The organism is Geoalkalibacter subterraneus, from assembly GCF_000827125.1.
Classification (GTDB): domain Bacteria; phylum Desulfobacterota; class Desulfuromonadia; order Desulfuromonadales; family Geoalkalibacteraceae; genus Geoalkalibacter_A; species Geoalkalibacter_A subterraneus.
Genome location: NZ_CP010311.1, coordinates 2,185,568 through 2,204,956, shown reverse-complemented (window position 1 = coordinate 2,204,956; position 19,389 = coordinate 2,185,568). Strand labels below are relative to the sequence as shown.

At 60.7% G+C, this 19,389-nt stretch carries 20 protein-coding genes; 17 read left to right on the top strand and 3 right to left on the bottom strand.

Annotation, left to right across the window (positions count from 1 at the left end):
- The first annotated feature begins 5 nt into the window (after positions 1 to 5).
- The 14 genes from GSUB_RS10205 to GSUB_RS10140 all read left to right on the top strand — a co-directional run bounded on the left by GSUB_RS10205 (position 6) and on the right by GSUB_RS10140 (position 15,062).
- The gene (locus GSUB_RS10205; RefSeq protein WP_040200648.1) at positions 6 to 794 is read left to right on the top strand and encodes a hypothetical protein; all 789 of its coding nucleotides are present in this window, start codon (positions 6 to 8) and stop codon (positions 792 to 794) included.
- Positions 784 to 2,886: a 7-cyano-7-deazaguanine synthase gene (locus GSUB_RS10200; RefSeq protein ID WP_040200647.1), complete on the top strand. Its 2,103-nt coding sequence runs from the start codon at positions 784 to 786 to the stop codon at positions 2,884 to 2,886. The genes GSUB_RS10205 and GSUB_RS10200 overlap by 11 nt, the downstream gene beginning before the upstream one ends.
- A gap of 173 nt (positions 2,887 to 3,059) precedes the next feature.
- On the top strand, positions 3,060 to 3,386 hold the full coding sequence (locus GSUB_RS10195) for a hypothetical protein (protein ID WP_040200645.1): 327 nt from the start codon (positions 3,060 to 3,062) through the stop codon (positions 3,384 to 3,386).
- Between the two features lie 195 nt (positions 3,387 to 3,581).
- A complete protein-coding gene (locus GSUB_RS10190) occupies positions 3,582 to 4,166 on the top strand; it encodes a sigma-70 family RNA polymerase sigma factor (RefSeq protein ID WP_040200644.1) in 585 nt (194 codons plus the stop codon).
- 104 nt (positions 4,167 to 4,270) lie between these two features.
- Positions 4,271 to 4,606, top strand: coding sequence for a hypothetical protein (locus GSUB_RS10185; RefSeq protein WP_040200643.1), 336 nt, complete (start codon positions 4,271 to 4,273; stop codon positions 4,604 to 4,606).
- Complete coding sequence (locus tag GSUB_RS10180) at positions 4,603 to 5,619, top strand: PD-(D/E)XK nuclease family protein (protein WP_040200641.1); 1,017 nt, start codon at positions 4,603 to 4,605, stop codon at positions 5,617 to 5,619. The genes GSUB_RS10185 and GSUB_RS10180 overlap by 4 nt, the downstream gene beginning before the upstream one ends.
- A 26-nt stretch (positions 5,620 to 5,645) precedes the next feature.
- Complete coding sequence (locus tag GSUB_RS10175; RefSeq protein ID WP_040200639.1) at positions 5,646 to 6,416, top strand: ATP-binding protein; 771 nt, start codon at positions 5,646 to 5,648, stop codon at positions 6,414 to 6,416.
- 12 nt (positions 6,417 to 6,428) lie between these two features.
- Complete coding sequence (locus GSUB_RS10170) at positions 6,429 to 6,902, top strand: DUF669 domain-containing protein (protein ID WP_013219083.1); 474 nt, start codon at positions 6,429 to 6,431, stop codon at positions 6,900 to 6,902.
- Positions 6,902 to 7,384 carry an ERCC4 domain-containing protein gene (locus GSUB_RS10165; protein WP_040200638.1) on the top strand — a complete coding sequence of 161 codons (483 nt, stop codon included), beginning with the start codon at positions 6,902 to 6,904 and terminating at the stop codon, positions 7,382 to 7,384. Before GSUB_RS10170 ends, GSUB_RS10165 begins: the two co-directional genes overlap by 1 nt.
- The gene (gene recD2, locus GSUB_RS10160) at positions 7,336 to 9,564 is read left to right on the top strand and encodes an SF1B family DNA helicase RecD2 (protein ID WP_040200636.1); all 2,229 of its coding nucleotides are present in this window, start codon (positions 7,336 to 7,338) and stop codon (positions 9,562 to 9,564) included. Before GSUB_RS10165 ends, recD2 begins: the two co-directional genes overlap by 49 nt.
- A complete protein-coding gene (locus tag GSUB_RS10155; RefSeq protein WP_040200635.1) occupies positions 9,561 to 12,863 on the top strand; it encodes a CHC2 zinc finger domain-containing protein in 3,303 nt (1,100 codons plus the stop codon). The genes recD2 and GSUB_RS10155 overlap by 4 nt, the downstream gene beginning before the upstream one ends.
- 552 nt (positions 12,864 to 13,415) lie before the next feature.
- A complete protein-coding gene (locus GSUB_RS10150) occupies positions 13,416 to 14,189 on the top strand; it encodes a hypothetical protein (RefSeq protein WP_040200633.1) in 774 nt (257 codons plus the stop codon).
- 3 nt (positions 14,190 to 14,192) lie between these two features.
- A complete protein-coding gene (locus GSUB_RS10145; protein ID WP_040200631.1) occupies positions 14,193 to 14,471 on the top strand; it encodes a hypothetical protein in 279 nt (92 codons plus the stop codon).
- Between the two features lie 90 nt (positions 14,472 to 14,561).
- Positions 14,562 to 15,062, top strand: coding sequence for a hypothetical protein (locus GSUB_RS10140; protein ID WP_040200629.1), 501 nt, complete (start codon positions 14,562 to 14,564; stop codon positions 15,060 to 15,062).
- Between the two features lie 600 nt (positions 15,063 to 15,662).
- On the opposite strand, the gene GSUB_RS10135 is transcribed toward GSUB_RS10140, so the two are convergent.
- From GSUB_RS10135 to GSUB_RS10125, 3 genes are read right to left on the bottom strand one after another with little or no spacing between them, the layout of a single operon-like run.
- Positions 15,663 to 16,577 (bottom strand): tyrosine-type recombinase/integrase, encoded by a 915-nt coding sequence (locus GSUB_RS10135; protein WP_040200627.1) that lies wholly within the window; start codon positions 16,575 to 16,577, stop codon positions 15,663 to 15,665.
- Positions 16,558 to 16,932, bottom strand: coding sequence for a hypothetical protein (locus GSUB_RS10130; RefSeq protein WP_040200626.1), 375 nt, complete (start codon positions 16,930 to 16,932; stop codon positions 16,558 to 16,560). Before GSUB_RS10130 ends, GSUB_RS10135 begins: the two co-directional genes overlap by 20 nt.
- A 33-nt stretch (positions 16,933 to 16,965) precedes the next feature.
- Positions 16,966 to 17,160, bottom strand: coding sequence for a hypothetical protein (locus GSUB_RS10125; RefSeq protein ID WP_011366959.1), 195 nt, complete (start codon positions 17,158 to 17,160; stop codon positions 16,966 to 16,968).
- Between the two features lie 140 nt (positions 17,161 to 17,300).
- Here GSUB_RS10125 and GSUB_RS10120 point away from each other — a divergent pair, with 140 nt between their 5' ends.
- Genes GSUB_RS10120 through GSUB_RS10110 form a run of 3 tightly spaced genes read left to right on the top strand, consistent with a single transcriptional unit; the run spans position 17,301 to position 19,371 of the window.
- Entirely contained in the window at positions 17,301 to 17,573 is a 273-nt protein-coding gene (locus GSUB_RS10120) for a hypothetical protein (RefSeq protein ID WP_029917946.1), read from the top strand.
- On the top strand, positions 17,570 to 17,848 hold the full coding sequence (locus GSUB_RS10115; RefSeq protein ID WP_011366961.1) for a hypothetical protein: 279 nt from the start codon (positions 17,570 to 17,572) through the stop codon (positions 17,846 to 17,848). Before GSUB_RS10120 ends, GSUB_RS10115 begins: the two co-directional genes overlap by 4 nt.
- The gene (locus GSUB_RS10110; RefSeq protein WP_040200624.1) at positions 17,848 to 19,371 is read left to right on the top strand and encodes a terminase large subunit domain-containing protein; all 1,524 of its coding nucleotides are present in this window, start codon (positions 17,848 to 17,850) and stop codon (positions 19,369 to 19,371) included. Before GSUB_RS10115 ends, GSUB_RS10110 begins: the two co-directional genes overlap by 1 nt.
- The last annotated feature ends 18 nt before the right edge of the window (positions 19,372 to 19,389 follow it).

Sequence of the window (19,389 nt, the reverse complement as noted above, 5' to 3'; positions counted from 1 at the left end):
TCGACATGGGGCACGTCAGACTTGGAAGCCTTCCGAGGTCGAGGGCATGGAAAGAGGTGGTCGGCCTGATCACGGCCGGTGCCGACGTGTCCCAAATCGCAAACGCAACAATCCGGGCAGCCGATAAAGCATTCACCTTCGTGCTCAACGATGAGGGGTTCACCGAGGCGGTCTGGTTGATGACGCAGCTCGCCATTGCCGCAAAAAAGGAGAACCTCGGCGAGCATCTCCAATCCCTCGGCGTCAACCTGCCGCAGGATACATCCCTTCCCGATCTTGCCGCCGCAGTCTCCGAGGCCCTGGATAACAAATTGGAGTCCAACGGTGGCCGATCCGACCTCGGTGAAATGTCTCAGCGTGCATTGGTCGGAGCCCTGGTAGAGCACATCTCACCAAAACTGCCGTCTCTCTTCGCCCCCGGGCCAGATGATGTTCGGGCCGCACTGGCGGCGCTCGGTAAAAAGCGAGAGTTCGGAGAGCTGTCGCGGACTTTCTTCGCCAAGCTGACCAACGAGAGCATGAACTACTTCCTTTCAAAAACGCTGGCTACCCATCTTGGCGAGGGCCAGCGCTTTGCCACCATGAATGAAATGGAACAATTCGAGAAGGCTCTGAACACGCACTGTAAAGAGGCGTCCCTGATCGTCGAGCAGTTTTCAGCAGATTGGTTTTCGAAGCACAGGTACGAAGAAGGTGGTGACATCTCCAGGGAGTCTTCCAATGGCTTCGCCTCTTACGCGCTGAAAAAGATGAAGGACGAGCTAAAAGAAGGAGCGCGAGCCGATGCAAGATAAACGATATATCATCTGTGGGAACGCACCGACCGATGGGATTGAAGAAAATCCTGACCGTGATCTGCGCCTGCGCCTTTGGGGTAAGGATGGGCCGGACAAGATCACCCTACGCATTGAAGACATCCACAAAAAGATGAGCAAGGACGTGCCTGATTCTTTCCAGGACCTGCTCGAAATCGCCACCTACGTTTACAGTGCCGATCAGGCCATCCCACGAGGGGCCGACGACGTCGATTCTTTTGGCCATGGCTGGCGCAGGGATCTGCACTTCATCATCCCGGTGCGGAAGCCAGATTTTTGGAACGGAGACGATATCCACCAGGCGCTGCGCTCCACGCTTGGTTTCTTGTCTGACGACAACTATCACTTCGAGTTCGTCAAACTGAAAGAGGCTCAGGCATTCCAGGGCTATCTGGACTTCAACGATGACGGGCGTCTTCTCGGTTATCCGGAACAGGTGGTGATGTTTTCAGGCGGCCTGGATTCGCTGGCCGGAGCTATCGACGAGGTGTTGAACGAAAAGCACCGGGTCGTCCTGGTGACCCACAAGTCAACCCCGAAACTCAACAAGCGCCACCGCCGCCTGGAAAAGATGATTGCCGACAAGGCTGGGGAAAACGCCCCGCTACACATCGGCGTCCGGGTCAACAAGAACAAGGGCCTGAACTACGAGTACACCCAGCGCAGCCGATCCTTCCTTTATGTGTCTATCGGGGCGACCATCGCAAAAATGCTCAATCTGAAAAGCGTCCGTTTTTACGAAAACGGGGTCATCAGTTTGAATCTGCCGGTCTGCGCTCAGGTAGTCGGCGGCCGGGCAACACGCACCACCCACCCCAGGGTGATCCGAGGCTTTCAGGAAATCATCAGCCTGGTGGCTGGCGAACCGTTCACGATTGAGAATCCCTACATCTGGAAAACCAAGGCCGGTGTTATCGAGGTGATCACCAAGGCCGGATGCCAGGACATGATCGCGGCATCGACCACCTGCACCCATACCTGGGAGATGACCAATCACCATACGCATTGCGGAACGTGTTCGCAGTGCATCGACAGGCGTTTTGCCATGATTGCGGCAAAAGCGGATCAGCATGACCCCGTGGAAGACTATAAGGCCGATATCTTCACCCAAAGTCGAAGCAAGGACGAGGACAAGATCATGGCTGCCGCGTACCTGGAGCGAGCCAACCAGGTCCGTGATCAGGATGACATCACCCAGTTTATCGCTCGATTCAGCGAGGTAAGTCGGGTCTTCCGCTACTTGAATGGGAACCCCGGAAGCGTGGCCCAGAAGGTCTATGACCTTTACAAACGCCACGCCAAGGAGGTCTGCGAAGCGATGGACACCATGGTCGCCCGCAACATCACGGCCATCCGTCAGCGCACCTTGCCGGGAGACTGTTTGCTTCGGACGGTCTATGAATCGGGATCGGTGATCTCTGTCCCAGCTATTCCGGTCGAGCAGAAGCAGCCGGACAACTACTTCAGGAAGCGCGGGGGTGTCTGGGCCGCACGCTTTAACGGCAATGCCGAGGTGCTCGTGACGGGTGTCGACAAAGGAGCCGAGTACATCAACTTCCTTCTGGCGAGGCCCAACAAGGAAACCTCGGTCTACGAGATCGTCTGCGGGTTGGCCATCAATACCTGCAACACGTTTCTGAACTCTGATGAAACCGAAGACGGTTTTCAGGTCACCCAGGGGGTTCCGTTGGGCGATACCGGCTTCGTCGCCGACCGCAAGGCTATCGAGCAGTACCGGGAGGCGGCTCACGATCTTCTTCGAGAAATTGAAGACGCACGAGCAGAAAACAACGCTGCCGAGATTCAGCGGCTTGAAGAAGAAATGGCAAAGGTGACCACAGCAATCAACGAGGCGGTTGGTCTGGGTGGCAAACTCCGGAAATCCAACGACAAGCGGAAGAACATCCGCGACGCCTTCCGGAACGCCGTGAACCGGGCCATCACGTATCTGGAGAAGTATGACAAGCCGCTGGCCGCCCACCTGAAGGAGTCCATCAAGTGCGGCAACGAACCGGTCTACCGGACCGAAGAGGAGATCGTTTGGGAGGTCCGCCCGATAGTCAACGAGTGACCCGGGACCACCCAGGAAGAAAAAACTAAAAAAAATTTCCGCTACGCCAAATGTAGCCATTGCGACGCCGGATGTAGCGCCTTCCCCAATGAAGGCGCGATCCGGCGTTTTTTATTGGTCAGCACAGGGTTGGCCACCGGGCGTGCCAGAACTTCCGAACAAGGAGACTGGCAGTGGCACAAGTCAACAAAGCACACCTCACCCCACCGAAGCGGCGACTCATCGAGTTGATGCAGGACATCAACTTCGGCCGCATCACCAACATTCCGGTCCGCGAAGGCGAGCCGGAACTCACCCCTGACACGGTCATCGAGCGCGAGATCAAGCTGGGCGGACAAAGCGGTCCCCGGCCCGAGCGCGACCAGGATGACTTCATTCTCAAGCAAGAGGTCGTGGCGCTGCTGGAGCACCTCGCGCAGATGGGCAGCGGAAAAGTCTGCCTGCTCGAGATCAAGCACGGTCTCCCGTTCCTGATGCGCATCGAGGAACGGGCAGCCTGAACACGTAACGACCTGAACCCTTAGACACTGGACAACAAGCTGGACGCATGGCGGAGGCTGTTGTGGGTGTCGCCGAGCCGAATACGGCAATTGGCGGCGTACCTGCGACCCCTTCGCCCACGCGACAGCTTTGTCCTGTGATCTGGCCCGTGCCGACACCCACGCGGACCTCCTCCTCGCTCCGAGGAGGCCCCGATGGTTTCACAGAATTCTTACGACGGCATCGACAAGTATGCCGCCGACCTCATTCGGCACAAAGCACGTCAACTCGTAGGCAAGGCCGGATTCACCGAGGACGACAGACCCGACCTCGAACAGGAACTGATGATCGATCTGCTGCAGCGGATGCGGCATTTCAATCCCGCCAAGGCCAAGAAGACCACCTTCATGGCCCGGATCGTCGAACGTCACATCTCCACCATCCTGGAGGCACGGTTCGCCCAATGCCGGGACTGGCGGCTCTGCCAAACCTCACTCAACGAACCCCTCGACAACGGCGAAGGCGACACCGCCGAGCGGATCGACTTCCTGGATAGCGAAGGCTCTCTGGGAAGCGGCACCCGCGAAACAAGAGAGCGTCTCGCCCATGAGATCCGCATGGATCTCGGCCAGGCCATCGCCTCGCTGCCGGAAGAGCTCCGGGATCTGTGCTTGCGTCTGCACGACAGCACCATGGCCGAAGTCGCCCGGGAGATGGGCATTCCCAGAACCACCCTCTACGACCGGCTGAGCAAGCTGAGGGACGCATTCCGCGAGGCCGGGCTCGAGGACTACCTGTGATCTCCGACGCATCGGCTCCGCCTCCGGTAAGTAAGCACCGTGCCGCATGGTGCGGCTATCCGGGGCCTCGGAAATCAGAACCTGAACAAAAGAGGAGTTCAACCATGACTCACGACACTTACAAGTACCGTTTTGACGAGTCGGTCCCGGCCCAGGAACTGGAAGACACTTTCATGCTGGCGATGCTGGCCGTCGAAAGCCTGCATGGCCGTTCCCGTGTGCGGATGGAGAGCCGGTTCAATTTGGACAAGGCCCGACGTACCTGCGTGATCGACGCCTCCACCGATGTCGGCAGTGACCTTGCCCGCATCTTCACTGGCTTCGCCACCAAGGAATACGGTGAACGCTCGGTCCTGATCGAACGATCCCAACCGTCGGGTTGCGCCTGTGCCTCCAAGCATCGCGTAGCGCCCGCCGCCGAAGCGGGGGTGGCGGTATGAGCGAGCTGATGACCACCACCTATTCCATGTGGCGGCTGTTCCGCAACTGCCGCATGGCCTGCAAGTGGCGCTATATCGACGAGCTGGTGCCGCTCGAGCGCGACCCCAATCTGGCCTTCGGCTCGGTCATCCACGACTGCCTGGAGTGCTGGCACAGCGAGCGGGAGCTGGCCAAGGTCCTCGACCACATCGACCGGACCTATCCAAACCGGGCGCAGGACGATCATCAACAGGCCGACTGGCATCTCGCCCGGGCCATGATGAGCGCCTATGCGGAACACTACCCGGCCGAAGCGTTCGAGGTCGTCGCGCTCGAAAAGACCTTCGAAGGTCCCATCGTCAACCCGGCGACCGGGGCGACCTCACGCAGTTTTATTCTCGCCGGGAAGGTGGACGGCATCGTCCGTCAGGATGGCCAGTATTTCCTGCTGGAACACAAAACCGCCTCGCAGATCGACGCCAGCTACCTGGAGCGGCTGTGGACCGATTTCCAGATCATCCTCTACGCCTGGTACCTGGAGCAGACCCTCGGCATCACGGTCAGCGGCATCATCTACAACGTCCTGGTCAAGGCCAAGTTGCGCCAGGGAAAGGGTGAGACCGAAGCCGAATTCGAGGCCCGCCGGGCGGAGCTGATCGCCAAGTCGAAAACCGGCAAGAGCAGCGCCAAGCGCAAGTTGCCGGAGGACGACGACACCTTCCAGCAACGGCTCCAGGAGAAGTACCTCGAGCCGGGCATGTTCCACCGCGAGGTGCTCTACATCTCCCGCGACCAGTTCGAGGAACTGCGGGCGGAGCTGTGGGAACTCTCCAAGGCCATGCTCGACGCCCGTCGGCGCAACATCTTCTACCGCAACACCAGCTACTGCTTCCAGTACGGAAGGCCCTGCGCCTACTTCCAGCTCTGCCGCTCGGGCGGCAACCCCAACGTCATCGAAAACCATTTCCAACGGATCGCCCCGCACGAAGAGCTGCGGGACGGAGCCGGTGAAGACGCCGCTCCGGTGTTCTGAAATCCCAACCATAAGGAGACGAAGCCATGCTTCCCAAGACCAAAAGCAAACCCAAACACACGCTCTCGGATCTCACCGCCCTGGTGTACGGCCCGAGCAAGATCGGCAAGAGCACCTGGTGCTCCAAGGCCGATGACGCACTGTTCCTGGCGACCGAGCCGGGCCTGAATGCCCTGGAGGTGTTCCAGACCCCGATCACCTGCTGGGACGACCTTCTGCAGGCCTGTGCCGAAATCGCCGAGGGCAAGCACGAGTTCAAGACCATCGTCGTCGATACGGTGGATAACGCCTACAAGATGTGCTCGGACTACGTCTGCAAGAAATTCAAGATCGAGCACGAATCTGACCTGGGCTACGGCAAGGGCTACGCGCTGATCAACAACGAGTTCCAGCGCGTCATCAACAAGCTGGCCTTCCTGCCCTACGGGCTGATCCTGATTTCCCACTCCCAGGAGCGGGACATCGAGACCCGGACCGGCAAACACACCCGCATCGTGCCGACGCTGCCGGAAAAGGCGCGGAAGCTGGTCACCGGCCTGGTGGATCTGATCCTGTTCTGCGATCTGGACATGAAAACCGGCGATGACGGCAAGCCGGTCTGGCAGCGCGTGATGCGCACCAAGCCCAGTCCCAACTACGACGCCGGTGACCGCACCGGCCGACTCCCCGAAGTCATCCCCCTCGATTTTTCGAGCTTCGTTAAAGCCTTCAACAACACGGCAGCCGGAGCTGCGGCGAGTGCCGCCCGGCCGAAGCCGGAGCCGACCGCGAGTGCGGCGGCGAAACCTCAACAGTAAGGAGATCCGACCATGGAACACTACGAAAACCAATCCAGCAGCAACCTCGACCTGGCGCAGTTCGACGACGCCTTTGAAACCGCCGAAGTCGAGGAACGCGAGTTCGAGGCCGTCCCCGACGGCAAGTACCAGGTCAACGTCGACCGGGTCGAACTGACCCGCGCCCAGACTTCGGGCAACCCCATGCTCAAGTGGACCCTGCGCATTCTCGCTCCGACCCACAAGGGCCGTCTGCTCTGGCGCAACAACGTCATGGCCAGCAACGAGAACATCAAGTGGCTCAAGCAGGACCTCTACACCTGCGGGCTGCAGCTTCAGAAGCTCTCCGACCTGCCGGGCCACCTCGAGCAGCTTCTCAACATCAAGCTGGAGGTGACCAAACGCACTCGCGGTGAAAACGAGAACATCTACTTCAACCGTCGCATTGTCATGGCCGACGATGCCGGGGCTCCCGGCGCGGCGATGGACGACATGATCCCGTTCTGATGATGGACCGGATCACCGTTGTCGTCGACACCCGCGAACAGGAGCCCTACAGCTTCGATTGCGACAAGGTTTCGGCGGTTCGCAAGGCGCTGCCCGTCGGTGATTACTCGCTGGTTGGCCTCGAGGAACGGGTGGCGGTGGAGCGCAAATCCCTGACGGATTTCGTCTCCACCGTCATCCGGGGCCGAAAGCGGTTCCACCGCGAGCTGGAAAAGCTCTCCGCCTATGAAGCCGCCTGCGTGGTTGTCGAGTGCAACTTTCGCGATCTGGTCGATGGCCGCTACCGCAGCGATGCCCACCCGCACGCGCTGATCGGAACGGTCGCCTCCATCGTCGTCGACTTCGGTGTCCCAGTCTACTTCTGCTCGGACCGGCAGGCCGCCTGCCGTTTTGTCGAGGAGTACCTGACACGTTTTCACCGGAGGATCGCGAAATGCCAAAAAGAAATGAGAGTAACCCGGCGCGACTCCGGGGAAGAATAGAGCGCGTTTACTATGCCGGACCCAAGTTTTCCGCAGGGCGACTGCTTACCCCGACCGGTGAGGAAGTCCAGTTCGCGGGCAATTTGTTCGCCCGGGAAAATCAGCCTGTGGTCCTGCTCGGGTCGTGGGCCACCCATCCCAAATACGGCCGTCAGTTCAAGGTCGACGGGATGGAGCACGACCTCGAACTCGATCCGGAGGGGCTGATCCACTATCTGGCCAACCATCCGGAGATCAAGGGCATTGGTCCGGCCAAGGCCAGATTGATCGTCGAGAGTTTCGGCGACGCCTTTGAAGAAACCCTTCTGAACGACCCCGAGCGCATTGCGCTCAAGGCTCGACTGCCCCTGGAAGCGGCCCGGCGGTTGCGTGACGAATGGTTGAAGAACCGTAGCGTTAACACCGTCATGGCCTGGCTGTCGGCATTCGGCCTGACCCATCATCAGGTCACCACCCTGGTCGAAAGACTCGGCGGCAACTGCCTCGATATCCTGAAGGAAGACCCGTACATCCTCATTCGGGAGATCCGGGGATTCGGCTTCAAGAAGGTCGACAAGATCGCCCGCAAGCTGGGTACCCCCAAGGACCATACCCCTCGCATCCGCGCTGGGTTGAATTTCTGCGTCCGTGAAGCCCTGGACAATGGTCACTGCTGGATCGAATACGAGGATCTGGTGGACCAGGCCAATTTGCTGCTGGTCATGGATGCCCTGGATAGCCGGGTTCGTATCGAGAGCGCCCTCGACGCGCTCATCGAAGAACAGGCGCTTGCCTGCGATTCCCACGGCGGGCGTTTCGTGGTCGCTCTGCCCGAGATCGTCCGCATGGAGCGGGAGCTGGCCTCGTTGTTCGGCCAAGCCGAAACACCCAACCCGCATTTCCAGTCCGTCAAGAAACTCGATGCCCTGATTCGGCGCTGCGCATCAACGCTGAACGAGAAGCAGCTCGAAGCGGTGCACTCGGCCCTCCACCACAGCATCAGCCTGATTTCGGGTGGAGCCGGTTCGGGCAAGAGCTACACCATTTCGGTCATCAACACTATCTGCGAGGAGAGCGACCTGGAGGTCGTGCTCGCCGCGCCGACCGGCAAGGCCGCCAAGCGCCTGGAGGAAGTCAGCGGCCGTAGCGGCACCACCATTCACCGCCTGCTCGGCTATGACGGCAAGGGTTTCTCGCGCAGCAAGGAGAATCCCATCGATGCCGACGTCTTGGTGGTCGACGAGTTTTCGATGGTGGACGTGCCCCTGGCCTGGCACTTGTTCGAGGCGGTCGACCTGTCGCGGACCACGGTGCTGCTGGTCGGGGACCACAACCAGCTTCCGCCGGTGGGACCAGGGAACATCCTGCGCGATCTGATCCAGACACGCGCCATCCCCACGGTCATCCTCGACAAGGTCGTGCGCCAGGCGGGCGTCCTCAAGGAGAACTGCACCGCCGTTCTCAAGGGCGAAGTGCGCAAGACCAGCGAGGCGTCGGTATCTGGATGCCGGGATTGGTATCTGGTGGATCAGTTCACAGATCCGATGGCGGCACGCTCGTTCCTGCTGGAGTTGTTTCAGGAGCGGCTCGACGCCCTGGGGTTCGACATCATCAAGGACGTGCAGGTGCTGACGCCGACCCACAAGGGGCCGCTCGGCACCAAGGAACTGAACGAGGAACTGCAGCGGCTCATCCAGCGCAAGCTCTGGAACGCCGAGGTACCGCCGGTCGCTATGGGCCGCCGCGCTCCGTTTCTCAAACACGACAAGGTCATCCAGACCCGGAACAATTACGACCTGAATGTGATGAACGGTGCCATCGGCTATGTGGTCGATGTCCTCGCGAACGGCACCCTGGTCATCGACTTCGACGGCATGCCCGTGGAGATGGAAAAGGGTTCGCCCGACCTTCAGGACCTGCAGCTCGCCTATGCGCTCACCATCCACAAAACCCAGGGGTCCGAATTCCCCTGCGCCGTGGTGGTGGTCCACAAGGCGCATTCCTTCATGCACCACCGTAATCTGCTCTACACCGGGGTGACCCGCGCCCGGCGCACCGCCATTGTCCTGGGCGACCATTGGGGCATCCAAAACTGCGCCAAGCGTTGCCAGGTGGATGACCGTCGGACCTTTCTGCCCCTGTTTCTGGACGCCGCCCAGCACGCGGAGGCCGATTTCGCCCGTGTCGCGGAGGCCGAATGAGTATGGGCGGAACGGATAACGTCAGGGAGTATTACCGGCACGTCACCGAGATGGACATCGGTGACGTGGCCCGGGAACTCCTGCCGGGACGGATCACCCAGGAGACCGGCCAGCGCTTGATGTGCGACTGCCCCAACCATCAGAGCCAGTCGCGTCTGTCGCTGCACGTGATGCTCGACAAGCAGGGCTGGTACTGCTTCGGCTGCGGAGTCGGCGGTGATGTGCTGCAGCTCGTTGAGTTCATTCAGACGGGCTCGGTCACCGCCGGGCAATCCGGTCCGATGCCGGACAGCCACCGTCAGGCCCGGGACTATCTCGCCAAGAAGGCGGGCTTGCCGCCGCTGTCGCGCTATGGCCTCAGCCAGGAGCGTCTGGCCCAGACGGAGGCCGACCGCGCCTTCGAACTGCGGGTCAAGGACGCGCTGACCTCGCTGGCCAGGCTTTACCACGCCAGACTCAAAGAGTCGCCGGAGGTCCTCGACTGGCTGAAATCCAAATACGCCCTGAGCGAGGAGACCATCGACGATCTCCTGATCGGCTACGCGGACAACGCGTCCGGCGCGGTCGCCCAACTGACCGGGGGAGAAGACGGCTTTTCCAAGCGGGAGCTCGCCGCGACCGGCGCTTTCCGTCCCACCAGCCAGGACGGCCTGACGCCATTTTTCGAGCGCCGGATCGTCTTTCCCTACTGGAGCCGTGGCCGGGTGGTGTTCATGATCGGCCGCAAGACGCCGTGGACCCCGGACGTGGGCTGGGAGCAAGGGAAATACAAGAAACTGCCGGTTCACGACGAACACCAGCGGCCCTACGTCGCCGATTTCATCAACAACGCGCTGCTGTTCAACGAGGACTGCCTGCTGGCCAGGCCCGGCAAGGTGATCATCACCGAGGGGGTGACCGATTGCCTGGCGCTGATGCAACTGGGCCTGCCCACCGTATCGCCGGTCACCGTCCGCATCCGGGCCGCCGATTGGGAGCGCCTGATCCCCAAACTGCGCGGCGTCGAAACCGTCTACATCTGCCAGGACAACGAACTCTCCCAGGCCGGTCTCAAAGGGGCGCTGCAAACCGCTCGTACCCTGGCCGAACACAAGATCGACACCCGCCTGGTGACGCTGCCTTTGTCGGAGACACAGATCTCGGCCCGGCAGGAGCTGACCGAACAGTTCAGCCTGACGGCGAGCGTGGGGCCGAAGGAACTGGCCAAGCTGCTGGCTGGACGGCCCGCCGAGGAAATCAAGTCGGCCGAGGCGCTTCTCGCCACCGCCAAGATCGACGTCAACGATTACATTGCCGCCGGGCATACCCGTGAAGATTTCGAACGTCTGCTCGCCGAAGCCAGCACGCCCATCGAGTTCGGCGTGCGCTCGCTGCCCGAGGGCGCTGAAGAGGAGGAACGCAACCGCCTGCTCGAACCGATCCTGGGGGAGATTTCCGAGCAGTCGCCGCTGGAACAGTCCCGCCTGCTGAAGCTGGTGCAGGAGCGCATCGGCGGTGGCGTTTCGATGGCCACCCTGAAAGAGCAGATCCGCGCCATCCAGAAGGACCGCAAGGTCGAGTTCCGTAACGAAAAGAAGAAGGCCAAGCGGATGTCCGGCGCGATGCCCGGATCATGCCGCGCCCGGGTCGACGAGGTGCTAATCGACACGGAACTGGAGAACGGCGCTCCCGACTACACACTGGCCGCCGAGGCCGCCTACGACTGGTTTACCGCCAACGGTGCCCAGTTCTTTCACACCCTGCAGGGCGAGCCGTTCATGTATTTCGACAACGCCATCTACTGGATGGATTCGCCGGACCGGGGCCGCAAGCGCCATTACGCGGCCATGCTCTATAAGCACACGGGCATGGTGCCGACCTCCAACGGCGGACGGACATTTTTCGAGGTGTTGCCAAGCCTGGCGATGATCCGTGGCCAGGTGCGCGATCATTTTTCCTGGCTGCACACGGATGTGGCTTCCTACACCGTCTATTTCAACCTGAACAATCCGGAGCACGAGATCGCCAAGATCACCCCGGACGAAATTCAGATCATGAAGAACGGCGGCAACGAGGACGGCATCATCCTGGACGGCTCGCGGAAGATGAAGCCGCTGAAATTCCTGCCCGACGCCGACCTCGAAGAGGCGGACCGGCTCCTGGTCGATCTGCTGGTGGGCAACATGACCTGTCCGCAGGGAGATCGCTTTCTCATCCTTTCCTGGCTCTCCTGTTTCCTGCTGATCGACTTCGCCGGGACGCGGCCCATGACCCGCTTCGAGGGCTCGGCCGGATCGGGCAAGACCACCGCCAGCAAGATCACGTCGACGCTGCTTTACGGCGAGCCCCAGCACAAGAAGGCCACCGACGCGGCGAACTACACCGATGGCTCGCAGAACCCGCTCATCGTCCTCGACAACATCGAGGTCAAGCAGATGACCGAGGATCTGACCACCTTCATGCTGACCAGCATCACCGGCATCGCCAAGGAGAAACGCAAGAGCGGCACCGACAGCGAGACCATCACCGAGCGGACCAAATGCTTGCTGAACACCACCGGCATCGAACCACTGTGCGGGGAGCTTTCGGAGATCCAATCACGCAGTTTTGTGATCAACTTCGATGTCGCCAACCAGGGCAATGACTGTTTCATCGAATCCGAGGTCGTCGCAGGCATCCAGCAGCATCGCGACCTCATCATTTCGGCCATCATTAAGCGGACCCGGGTGGTGCTGGCGATGATGCGAGACGGCATGAGACGCCATGCCATGAAGCTTTTGCACGAGGCACTGGGGAGCCACGACAAGCGCCGCTGCAACGAATATCTCAGCTTGATGTACCTGATGATGCTGGCCGGATCGAGCCGTGAAGAGATGGAACAGGGGTTGGGAGAGCTGGCACCGGCATTCGCCCGGCAGATCGAGTCGCTCAACCGGACCAGCCGGGATACGGCCCGGGATTCAAATCATACGGCGACGGCGCTGGCGACCTTGTTCAACGCGTGGCGCACCGCGACCGAAACCAATGCGCGGGATGTTTACGGAGACCGCCGGACGGACCCTCTTCAGGAGTTCGTCCAACGGTATCAGATCCGCTTTGAAGACGATGGAAGTTTGCGGGAGGTTCTTTCCCGGGACCTGTTCGTGGCCCTCAAGCGAGTTGCTCGGGATTTCGGTCTGCGTTTCGAGATGGACTCATCCCGGCAATTCGCACAGCGGCTGGTGAATGATCTGGAGACCATCCGGGGGGCAGGGTTCGAGATTGAAATAGGGCAGAACCATCGCGGAACCAAACTCTATACGATTCAATCAGCAAAATAGATCGCATCACCCATATCATCACCCAAGCCCGGCCCGTGGATTCATTTCTGCGGGCTTTTCTTGTTTATATCCACGCGGTCCTTTGGCAAAACAGTTATCCGGCTTGAAAAACGATTACAAAACGGCCTTTGGCTGGAAAAATCGTTACGAAATCGGAGATACCGAAAGGGGTTTCGGCATTGCCGAAAGTCCCAAGGGTACCTTTCGGCAGTGCAACTATATGTTTTTGTTGGATTTGTGATGCAAGCGCCGAAAGTGCCGAAAGGTTTCAGAGATTACTCCCCCTCCTTTGTATTTTTTTCAATACTCCTCTCGGAACAGGGTATAGAAAATTTTGGCCCATGCGAGAGTAATATTCTCATATCTTTCTACTCTTTCGGAAAAATATATATAACTAACTGATACTTCTATTGTTTAGTGATGCCGAAAGGGGATGCCGAAAGGTCGTCGAGCGCCGAAACCCCTTTCGGCGCTTTCGGCTATCCGACACCCATGGTCAGGCTCCGGTAAGTAACGGGAAACGATGACTACCAACGTTTCCGGAGATTTACCATGAGCCTGTTGACCACCATGATCCGTCACCTCTGCACGGATGCCGCCCAATCCGCAAATCGAACAAGCCCAGACATCCTTTCGTCACCAGAATCCTGCCATGTGGTCTTCGTCGCCACAGATCTTGAAATCAAAGAACTCGCCTGGGTTCGAACCAAAGAGACTGACTTCGAGCGCGACGGCAAAGTGTTCCGCCGTCTGTCGCCTGAATACTTCGCCTGGCTACGTTCCCGCATGGTCACCGCCCAAGCCGCGCACAAGGCCGGAAAGCTCCCCGAGGCTGCCTGGAACACGCTGCGGCAGCGATTCAACGCCCTGCAGGAGCTGGCCATCCGGGAGTTCGGCAAGGAAAGCCTCCAGGATGTACTGCAGTCCTTTTCCCCGAAGAACTACCGGCCACCCGCGCTTCGTCCCGAACCCCAGAAGAAACCCGTCGAAGTTCCCAGAAAGGTCTGGATTTACCCTCAACACGCAGCCGGACGCCATAGGCAGCCGGTGACTTCCCAGGCAGTCGCCAAGGTCGACGCCATCCGTGAGGAGGCCATGGCCAAGGGCTGGTCCGAGGCACGCCTCTATCAGAACCAGGGCCGCTTCCGGTTTCCCTGCGGCGAGGACTACGGCCTGGTCTGCTTCGTCGATGGCGATCAGGAGATTGGCGAGGTCACCGAGCGTTCTATCGAAATTATCCATGGGCCGAAATCCGGGCGTCCCAGCACGCTGCGGTTCTACAACCCGGACGTGCCACAGCCGTGGATGAAGAAAGTGGAGGATTGAGCCGTGAAGAAAAAGAAACGCTACGCCAACGCCAAGGATGTCCTGCCCGAGGAACTGTTCGAGCAGATCCAGAAGCACTACACCGGGATTCTCTGGGTTTCAGCACCGAGCCGGTTTTACCAGGAACGCCGCGACCTGGTGCTTGCCCTTCATCTGCAGGGGATCAGCAGCCAGGAGATCTCCAACCTCGCTGGAGTGACCACCCGCCGGGTCAACCAGATCATCGCCGCCGAACGAAAACAGGACCGGGACCGACAGTTGGCCGCCGCTTCCGGTAAGTAACCCCTGAACCGGCGGGAGCGCGTTTGGAGGCTAAATCGGCCTCCCGCCCCGCAAACCGGTATAAAAAAACAGTTTTGGCAGGACATCGATATGCCTTTGAGCAAACCCGACAAAGCTATTCTGGACCGCTGGCATCGCAACGAGGGCAAGACCGAACCGCCCAAGCGCGGGGCCGGAGCACCCGAAGGCAACCAGTATCGGCTTACGCACGGCATCTTCGCCGACCGCTGTCTGACTCCGGAAGAGAAGGTCATGTTCGACGCGATCATCGACCGCCTCAACCAGGACTTCGTGTTCAACAAGTCCAGTGACTTCCTTCAAGTCGAACTGGTGGGCGTCTACTCCGTCAAGCTTGTCCGCGCCCAGATCGAAGGGAACACCCAAGCGGCCGAGAGCCTCGACCGGATGATCCGCTGCCACATGAAGGATCTCAAGACCACCAAGATCGCCCGCGAGGGTGAGGAGCCGAAAGGCCCGCAGACCTCTCCGGCGGAATGGGCGGCGGCGCTGCTCGAGAAGGTGGCCGAGGCCGCCAACGCCCCGGCAACGAAAACCTCCGGCCGCAAGAAACGCGGAAAGAATTGCGGATAACACCATGGAGGGCTTTTCCGATGACCCCGGCACACGGCGACTTGCGGCAGACAGCTACACCAGGAATTGCGGATAAGACGTGTTCCTTGCACTTTCGGAATCGGCATTCTTCGGCCGCCGATCATCATTTCCACTCCTCTATTTCTTCCTGCAGCTCTCGATATCCGCTTGGCATGTGTGTGCATAAGCCGAACCGCATAACCCAAGTAGATATTGACACGTTCACGCCGGAGCTCTCTCACATAACCCAAGTAGATATTGGCATGTCGAACCCCAGGCAGAACCGGCCAAGCCCCGCAAATAGCCATTCCATCGGCAGCGGCCCTCGCACATGCCAAGCAGATATTGCCATGTGTGTTCCGCGCCCGGAGCGCACAAGCCAAGCAGTTATGGCGATGTGCGGCCGACAGACAGCGAAGGAGAAATTCCGGTCAATCGATATTTCCCGCCCCACCCGGGAGATTCAGGTCCGGCGTCATGATCATTCATCATCGGCGGATGTGTTCTTCTGCGGGCACTGTCATTCACTGTCTTCGACACTGTCTCGCCCAACGAAAACGGGAGCAGCAGAGGCCGCTCCCATCGTCGGGTCCGGAAGGATCAGAGGCGTTCGAGGGCTTCCTCGAGCTGGCCGTCCACGAGGTGGGTGTAGATCTGGGTGGTGGACACGTCCCGGTGCCCCAAGGCCCGCTGCACTACGAGCAGGTCATTGGTCGCGCCGTAGAGGTGGGTGGCGAAGGTATGCCGCAGCCCGTGCGGCGTCAGTTCCTTTTCGATCCCGGCCTTCCGCAGCCAGTGGGCGAGCCGGTTGGCTATCTGCCGCTGGCAGAGTCTGCCGTCCCGGTTCGACAGGAACAGGGCTTCCATTTCCGGGCGGCCGTGTCGACGGCGCTCGGCCAGGTAACGGCGCAGCAATGTGCGGAGGTCGGTCTTGATGAACTTGACCTGCGGCACATTCCCCTTGGCTCGCACCCGCAGATGCTTGGCGTCGAGGTCGATGTCATCCATGTCGAGCGCGGCCAGCTCGCCAAGCCTGATCCCGGTGCCCAGCAGCACCTCGATCATGGCGCGGTCGCGCAGCGTGGAGAAGTCGGTCCGCCCCTTGAGCTCCTTGAGCAGGCGTTTCTTTTCGGCGGCGGTCAGGAACACCGGCAGCTTTCTCGGCAGCCGATGCATGCGGATGGACCGAGCCGGATTGTCATCGACCACGCCTGCCTCGACGGCCCAGGAGAAAAAGGCCCGCACCGCCGCCTTCATCCGATGGAGCGAGGCCGCCGAGCGTGGGCCGCGCCCGCTCTCGGTGACCGCCCCGGCGGAGAACACCTTGTCGAGGAGCCCGGCCGTGACCGCCCGGCAGACGATACCCGGGGCCAGCTCCCCGGCCACGCGGGCCACCAGGGCGAGGTCCCGGCGGTATGCGGCTATGGTCGCCGGGGAGCGTCCTTCGGCCGACAGGCGGGCACAGAACGCCTCTATCGCGCCCGTCAGGTCGAGGTCAGCCGTTCGGTTGCTCATCGCTGGACTCCTTCACCCGGCTGTGGCCCATGGGTGTGCTCTTGGGCAGCGGCAGCTCCTCGATGCGCCCCGACTCCCTGGCCCAGACCATCATCATGCGGAACACCCGGACGGTCTTGGCGACGGTGCGTTCGGCTCGCTCCTTGCCATCGGGGAGTTTGAGCAGCAGGTCGGACTTGTAGAACTTGCCGACCTGGGGGAGCCGGATCTCGGCGAGCTGGCGATCCGCGCCGAAGAAGGCCTCAACCGCGTCGAGGTCCTTCCGGTAGGTGTAAAGGGTCCGCTCTTTCTTTCCGGATTCCCGCAGGTAGCCGATGAAAGCCTCGGCGGCTTGATGCACGGTGCATTCGGTCATGTCGATGTCTCCTTTGTCGGTGGCCCCGTGTGTTCAGGACAGGAACTCGTCCAGCTCCCGCAGCAGTTCCTCGACGTGGCCGAGGGAGCCGACGCTCGCCCAGGTGATGTCCGGCTGCTTCGCGTCCGCTTCGAGCTTGCCGCGAATGCCCTCGATCAGCCGGGCGATGTTCTCCTGCTTTTCTCGGTACGCCTTGAGTGCCTGCTGGCGGTTTCTGTCGTAGGTCATGGCCTGCCTCCGGTTCCGGTTTTCGTGGATGCGGGACCATCCCGCGTCACATCCAATGACGCTTCTATTTCGTTGGAAATCAAGTGGTTGCAGAGATCTTTCTGCATGTACCCCAAACCCATAACCCAAAGGAGATCAACATGTTGAAGAAGACCCTCGAATGGACCATCCCGCTGGCCCTGGCCGGGATCATGACCGGCTGCGCCACCTACCGGCCACCGGCCCAGATCCAGTCGGCGGTGGCCACCGTCAACCGCCACACGCCCGAGTACGTGACCGAGGCCAACAAGGCGCTGCGCGAGGTTGGCCACCCGGACGCCGAACGCCTGACCGGTGTCGGCCTGCGCCTGCAGACCGCCGTGGACGCCCTTGACCAGTGGGCCAACGGCTCGAATCAGGAGGCAGGTCAATGAAAGAGATCCTTCAGGAAAACAGCGATGCCGTCCGCCAGGCCGGTGAGGCCCTGGTTGAAATCGGCACCGAACTGGCGGCGGGACGGATCGAGAACGCCCTCGGCCGTCTGGAAGCGGCCCAGCAGCAATACCGGGCCTGGGCGGAGTTGGACCAGGCCATCATCGACATTCAGGAGGCTGTCCATGACCGGAAGAACACCCTGGCCGTGCAGCAGATCCTGACGGAACTGGTGGGCACCATCCTCGGCAGCGCCTTGAGGACGGGAATGCACTGATGGCGGTAACCGACAAGGAGCGCAAACTTGCGGCGACCCTGAGCGATCCCGTGTTGTGGGGGCAAGCCTACCTCTACAACCGGGATGGCTCAGGCCGCGACTACTGGCCGCACCAGGTGGAGGACCTGCGCTGCCCGGCCAAGAACATCATCCACCTCGACGGCCGGGACGTGGGCAAGTCCATCGTGCTCTCGACCGACGCGCTCCATTACGCCTTCACCACCCGGGGTGGCCAGGGCCTCATCGCGGCTCCGCACCAGGGGCACCTCGACACCATCATCGAGGAGATCGAGTTCCAGCTCGACACCAACCCGGATCTGATGAACAGCATCGCTCTGACCAAGTACGGCAAGCCAAAGATCCACCGCAAACCCTATTTCCGGCTGGAGTTCACCAACGGTTCGGTGCTCTATTTCCGCCCGGCCGGGGCCTATGGTGACGCCTTTCGGTCCCTGCATGTTGGCCGTGTCTGGGTCGATGAAGGAGCCTGGCTGACCGAACGGGCCTGGAAGGCGCTGCGCCAGTGCCTCAAGGCCGGGGGGACGCTACGCATCTACTCCACGCCCAACGGCCTGCGCGACACCACCTATTACCGGCTCACCTCGTCTGATCAGTTCCATGTGTTCCGCTGGCCGTCCTGGCTCAACCCCCTGTGGACCGAGGATCGCGAGGCCGAACTGCTGGAGTTCTACGGCGGCCGCGACAGCTCCGGCTGGCAACACGAGGTGGCCGGTGAACACGGAAAACCCTCCTATGGGGCCTTCAATGTCGAACAGTTCAACCTCTGTCGGCAGGATCTGCTGGAGTACCAGAAGATCGTCATCACCGATTCCGAGCTGCGCGACTGCGACACCGAGGAAGCGGCCCACGACCGGCTGGAGATGCTGCTCAACCTCACTCCCCGCAGCGGGCAGTTCTGGGTCGGCGGCGACCTGGGCTACACCAACGATCCCACCGAGATCGTCGTATTCCAGGAGATGGAGATCGGCGAGCGGACGCTGTTGAAGATGATCTTGCGCGTACATCTTGAACACGTTTCCTATCCGCACATCGCCCAGATCATCGCGCTGCTGGAGCGTTACTACACCCCGGCGGGCATCGGCGTGGACAACGGCGGCAACGGTCTGGCCGTGGTTCAGGAGTTGCTCACCCTGGACAAGTACAAAGGGCTGGAGCTGGAAGGCAGGCTCAAGGGATACGACTTCGGCGGCATGACCCGGCTGGCGGTGCGGGACGGTAAGGAAATCAAGAAGCGGACCAAGGAGCTGATGACCAGCCTCATCAACGGAGCCCTGCAACGCAAGCAGCTCATTTTCCCCTCGGACGACCTGGAAGTGGAAGACCAGTTCACCACCCACACCTACACCCTGCGGGACGGCAAGATCATCTATTCCAAGGGCAACGACCACATCATCGACGCGGTGCGCTGCGCCATGCTGATCCGGGAGGAAGGCAACCTCGACCCGGTCGGCGAAGAGGTGGTCTCACTCAAGCCGGTGCTCACCAACCCGATTTTTATCTGAACCAGACAAATCGTTACC

Excerpts from the sequence above, each read along its gene's own strand:
- GSUB_RS10150 (WP_040200633.1), top strand. The coding sequence starts at position 13,416 with ATGAGCCTGTTGACCACCATGATCCGTCACCTCTGCACGGATGCCGCC.
- GSUB_RS10135 (WP_040200627.1), bottom strand. The coding sequence starts at position 16,577 with ATGAGCAACCGAACGGCTGACCTCGACCTGACGGGCGCGATAGAGGCG.
- GSUB_RS10180 (WP_040200641.1), top strand. The coding sequence starts at position 4,603 with ATGAGCGAGCTGATGACCACCACCTATTCCATGTGGCGGCTGTTCCGC.
- GSUB_RS10200 (WP_040200647.1), top strand. The coding sequence starts at position 784 with ATGCAAGATAAACGATATATCATCTGTGGGAACGCACCGACCGATGGG.
- GSUB_RS10140 (WP_040200629.1), top strand. The coding sequence starts at position 14,562 with ATGCCTTTGAGCAAACCCGACAAAGCTATTCTGGACCGCTGGCATCGC.
- GSUB_RS10130 (WP_040200626.1), bottom strand. The coding sequence starts at position 16,932 with ATGACCGAATGCACCGTGCATCAAGCCGCCGAGGCTTTCATCGGCTAC.
- GSUB_RS10205 (WP_040200648.1), top strand. The coding sequence starts at position 6 with ATGGGGCACGTCAGACTTGGAAGCCTTCCGAGGTCGAGGGCATGGAAA.
- GSUB_RS10190 (WP_040200644.1), top strand. The coding sequence starts at position 3,582 with ATGGTTTCACAGAATTCTTACGACGGCATCGACAAGTATGCCGCCGAC.
- GSUB_RS10185 (WP_040200643.1), top strand. The coding sequence starts at position 4,271 with ATGACTCACGACACTTACAAGTACCGTTTTGACGAGTCGGTCCCGGCC.
- GSUB_RS10110 (WP_040200624.1), top strand. The coding sequence starts at position 17,848 with ATGGCGGTAACCGACAAGGAGCGCAAACTTGCGGCGACCCTGAGCGAT.
- recD2 (WP_040200636.1), top strand. The coding sequence starts at position 7,336 with ATGCCAAAAAGAAATGAGAGTAACCCGGCGCGACTCCGGGGAAGAATA.
- GSUB_RS10115 (WP_011366961.1), top strand. The coding sequence starts at position 17,570 with ATGAAAGAGATCCTTCAGGAAAACAGCGATGCCGTCCGCCAGGCCGGT.
- GSUB_RS10155 (WP_040200635.1), top strand. The coding sequence starts at position 9,561 with ATGAGTATGGGCGGAACGGATAACGTCAGGGAGTATTACCGGCACGTC.
- GSUB_RS10165 (WP_040200638.1), top strand. The coding sequence starts at position 6,902 with ATGATGGACCGGATCACCGTTGTCGTCGACACCCGCGAACAGGAGCCC.
- GSUB_RS10170 (WP_013219083.1), top strand. The coding sequence starts at position 6,429 with ATGGAACACTACGAAAACCAATCCAGCAGCAACCTCGACCTGGCGCAG.
- GSUB_RS10175 (WP_040200639.1), top strand. The coding sequence starts at position 5,646 with ATGCTTCCCAAGACCAAAAGCAAACCCAAACACACGCTCTCGGATCTC.
- GSUB_RS10125 (WP_011366959.1), bottom strand. The coding sequence starts at position 17,160 with ATGACCTACGACAGAAACCGCCAGCAGGCACTCAAGGCGTACCGAGAA.
- GSUB_RS10120 (WP_029917946.1), top strand. The coding sequence starts at position 17,301 with ATGTTGAAGAAGACCCTCGAATGGACCATCCCGCTGGCCCTGGCCGGG.